The sequence below is a fragment of the Streptomyces sp. NPDC054863 genome (genome assembly GCF_053610825.1).
This window is the reverse complement of the sequence record NZ_JBSGZD010000473.1, coordinates 1-3,575: the sequence shown is the minus strand read 5'-3', so window position 1 is coordinate 3,575 and position 3,575 is coordinate 1. Positions and strand designations below refer to the sequence as shown.

The following is a 3,575-nucleotide window of genomic DNA, read 5'->3' as shown; positions in this document are numbered from 1 at the left end:
GGGGGGCCGGGGCGGGGCCCGGGGGGGGGGGGGGGGCGGGCCGGGGCCCGCTCCCCCCCGGTTTTCCGCCCGCCCGCGGGGGGGGGGGGGGGTACACGTACTCAGGCGCCACCGGCGTCCCGGCAGCACTATCGAAGGCATGCTGTGGTCCGACCCGAAGAATGAGCCGCCCAAGGAACTGCGCGACATGCAGGCCATGCTGCGCCGCGCAGGACTGGTGCTGGCGCTGGCGATGGTGGTGGCGATGTTCGTGGCGGGTGTGCGCTGAGACGGCCGCGAAGGCACCCCTCGTACGATGGCCCGCATGACTGAACAGCGCCGTCGCCTCGTCCTCGGTTCCGCCTCCCCCGCCCGCCTCGCTCTGCTGCGGCAGGCGGGACTCGCACCCGAGGTGATCGTCAGCGGGGTCGACGAGGACGCGCTGAGCGCGCCGACGCCGGGCGAGCTGGCCCTCGTGCTGGCGACGGCGAAGGCGGACGTGGTGGCCGCGCTCCCGGAGGCCGCCGGGGCCCTGGTGATCGGCTGCGACTCCGTACTGGAACTGGACGGGCAGGCGCTCGGCAAGCCCGACGACGCCGAGGACGCGACGGCACGCTGGAAGGCGATGCGCGGGCGGTCCGGGATCCTGCAGACCGGGCACTGCGTGATCGACACGGCGAGCGGCCGGCGCGCGTCGGCGACGGCGTCGACGACCGTCCACTTCGCGGAGCCCTCGGACGCGGAGATCGCGGCGTACGTGGCGAGCGGCGAACCCCTCTACGTGGCGGGGGCGTTCACCCTCGACGGCCGCTCGGCACCCTTCGTGCGCGGCATCGAGGGCGACCCGGGGAACGTCATCGGGCTCTCGCTGCCCCTGCTGCGCAATCTGCTCGCCGAGCTGGACGTGGCCATCACGGACCTGTGGGCCTGAGGTCGGGACCGGCCGCCGGAGGGGCCGCGGGCGGGCCCGCGGGCTTCGCGGGCGCGGCGTCCTGCGGTTCCGCTTCCCCCGTCCCGTACATCAGCAGGCTCAGTACGAGCAGCCCCAGCACCACCATCGTCCAGCCGAACGCCCACCAGCCGACCAGCCCGACCGTCGCGGCCCCCAGTACGCCGTGCACCACCGCGCAGACGATCAGCAGGATGCGTACGAGGCGGCCGGGCGCCAGGTCCCGGACGGCCGCGACCAGCAGGAACACCCCGCAGACGGCGAGGAAGAGGCCCGCGGCGCCGCCGAGCGCCCAGGCGCCCGCCGCCATGCCGTCGGGGTCCAGGCCCGCCAGGGACATCGACTGACCGTCCACGACCCGGCCCAGGACGTAGTTGACGAAGACGACGCCGAACGCCTCCAGGAACAGCACGAGCGCCGTCACAGCGGCTATCGGCCTGCGCGCCACCGCGCCCACCCACTTCCGTACGGGACTTGCCAAGAGGGGCCTTGTCAACGGCGCACGCTACTAACCGGTAATGCCCACGACAAGGGGTTCCGCGCAACCTCCCCACCGAGCCGCTCGCAGGGCGGGGCACCGCCCTCCCGCAGGGCAAAGAATGGCCCGCCCCTTCGTAGGGACCCCACAAAGAAACCCCTCACCCCACTGGCCGCCCGGACAGAGACCTTGGCCACACCACGGGGCTACTGTGCGATGACGTAACCCGTCGTACCGTGGTGCGACAAGGGATTTCGCGACTCAACCACGCCTCGAATCACACTCCGTGTGGGCAAGCTCACCATTGGGGACGGGTCGTAGGGCCGTGTGGGCAGTCCCTAAACTCAGCTTGTTTCACAAGGAGGGAGCCATCGTGCGCAAGGTGCTCATCGCCAACCGAGGCGAAATCGCTGTCCGCGTTGCCCGAGCCTGTCGGGACGCCGGAATCGGGAGCGTAGCCGTCTACGCCGATCCGGACCGGGACGCTCTGCACGTCCGCGCGGCCGACGAGGCGTTCGCCCTGGGCGGTGACACCCCGGCCGCCAGCTATCTGGACATGGCCAAGGTGCTCCAGGCCGCGAAGGACTCGGGGGCGGACGCCATCCACCCGGGTTACGGATTCCTCTCCGAGAACGCGGAGTTCGCGCAGGCCGTCCTCGACGCGGGTCTGACGTGGATCGGCCCGCCGCCGCAGGCCATCCGGGACCTGGGTGACAAGGTCGCCGCCCGCCACATCGCGCAGCGCGCCGGCGCCCCGCTGGTCGCGGGCACCCCGGACCCGGTGACGGGTTCCGACGAGGTCGTCGCCTTCGCGCGGGAGCACGGTCTGCCGATCGCGATCAAGGCCGCCTTCGGCGGTGGCGGGCGCGGTCTGAAGGTCGCCCGCACGCTGGAGGAAGTACCCGAGCTGTACGACTCGGCCGTACGCGAGGCCGTCGCAGCCTTCGGGCGCGGCGAGTGCTTCGTGGAGCGCTACCTCGACAAGCCCCGGCACGTCGAGACGCAGTGCCTGGCCGACAGCCACGGCAACGTCGTCGTCGTGTCGACGCGTGACTGCTCGCTGCAGCGCCGCCACCAGAAGCTGGTCGAGGAGGCCCCGGCCCCCTTCCTGAGCGACGCTCAGAACGCCGAGCTGTACGCCTCCTCCAAGGCGATCCTGCGCGAGGCGGGCTACGTCGGCGCGGGCACCGTGGAGTTCCTCGTCGGCGCCGACGGCACGATCTCCTTCCTGGAGGTCAACACGCGCCTCCAGGTGGAGCACCCGGTCACCGAAGAGGTCTCCGGCATCGACCTGGTCCGCGAGATGTTCCGCATCGCGGACGGCGAGGAGCTGGGGTACGACGACCCGGCCGTGCGCGGCCACTCCTTCGAGTTCCGCATCAACGGCGAGGACCCGGGGCGCGGCTTCCTCCCCGCTCCCGGTACGGTCACGGCCTTCGCCCCGCCGAGCGGCCCCGGTGTCCGGCTGGACGCGGGCGTCGAGTCGGGCTCGGTCATCGGCCCGGCGTGGGACTCGCTGCTGGCCAAGCTGATCGTCACGGGCGCGACGCGTGAGCAGGCGCTCCAGCGGGCGGCGCGCGCGCTCGCCGAGTTCACCATCGAGGGCATGGCCACGGCCATCCCCTTCCACCGCGCGGTCGTGGTCGACCCGGCGTTCACCTCGGACCCGTTCACGGTCCACACCCGGTGGATCGAGACCGAGTTCGTCAACGAGATCCCGGCCTTCACGGTCCCCGGCGCCGAGGGCGACGAGGACGAGTCGGGCCGCGAGACGATCGTCGTCGAGGTCGGCGGCAAGCGTCTTGAGGTGTCGCTGCCTTCTTCGCTGGGCATGACGCTGGCCCGTACCGGCCTGGCCGCCGGCGCGAAGCCGAAGCGCCGCGCCGCGAAGAAGTCGGGCTCCGCCGCTTCCGGCGACAGCCTCGCCTCGCCCATGCAGGGCACGATCGTCAAGGTCGCGGTCGAGGAGGGCCAGGAGGTCAACGAGGGCGACCTGATCGTCGTCCTGGAGGCCATGAAGATGGAACAGCCGCTGAACGCGCACCGCGCGGGAACGGTCAAGGGGCTGACGGCGGAGGTCGGCGGGTCCGTCACCTCCGGAGCCCTCATCTGCGAGATCAAGGACTGATCTCCCGCCGCCCCCGCTCTACCGCAGCGGCCCGCTTGCCC

The 3,575-nt window shown here is 72.2% G+C and carries 4 protein-coding genes; 3 read left to right on the top strand and 1 reads right to left on the bottom strand.

Annotation, left to right across the window (positions count from 1 at the left end; translation table 11 throughout):
- Positions 1-139: 139 nt before the first annotated feature.
- Both mmpB and ACWGIG_RS37800 read left to right on the top strand, forming a co-directional pair.
- Entirely contained in the window at positions 140-268 is a 129-nt protein-coding gene (gene mmpB, locus ACWGIG_RS37805) for a morphogenic membrane protein MmpB (RefSeq protein WP_453326256.1), read from the top strand.
- Positions 269-295: 27 nt separating this feature from the next.
- Positions 296-910 carry a Maf family protein gene (locus ACWGIG_RS37800; RefSeq protein ID WP_453326255.1) on the top strand — a complete coding sequence of 205 codons (615 nt, stop codon included), beginning with the start codon at positions 296-298 and terminating at the stop codon, positions 908-910.
- Here the strand turns inward: ACWGIG_RS37800 and ACWGIG_RS37795 are convergent.
- Entirely contained in the window at positions 891-1,424 is a 534-nt protein-coding gene (locus tag ACWGIG_RS37795) for a hypothetical protein (RefSeq protein WP_453326254.1), read from the bottom strand. The genes ACWGIG_RS37800 and ACWGIG_RS37795 overlap by 20 nt on opposite strands.
- A 355-nt stretch (positions 1,425-1,779) precedes the next feature.
- On the opposite strand from ACWGIG_RS37795, the gene ACWGIG_RS37790 reads away from it, so the two are divergent.
- A complete protein-coding gene (locus ACWGIG_RS37790) occupies positions 1,780-3,534 on the top strand; it encodes an acetyl/propionyl/methylcrotonyl-CoA carboxylase subunit alpha (RefSeq protein ID WP_453326253.1) in 1,755 nt (584 codons plus the stop codon).
- Positions 3,535-3,575 lie beyond the last annotated feature (41 nt).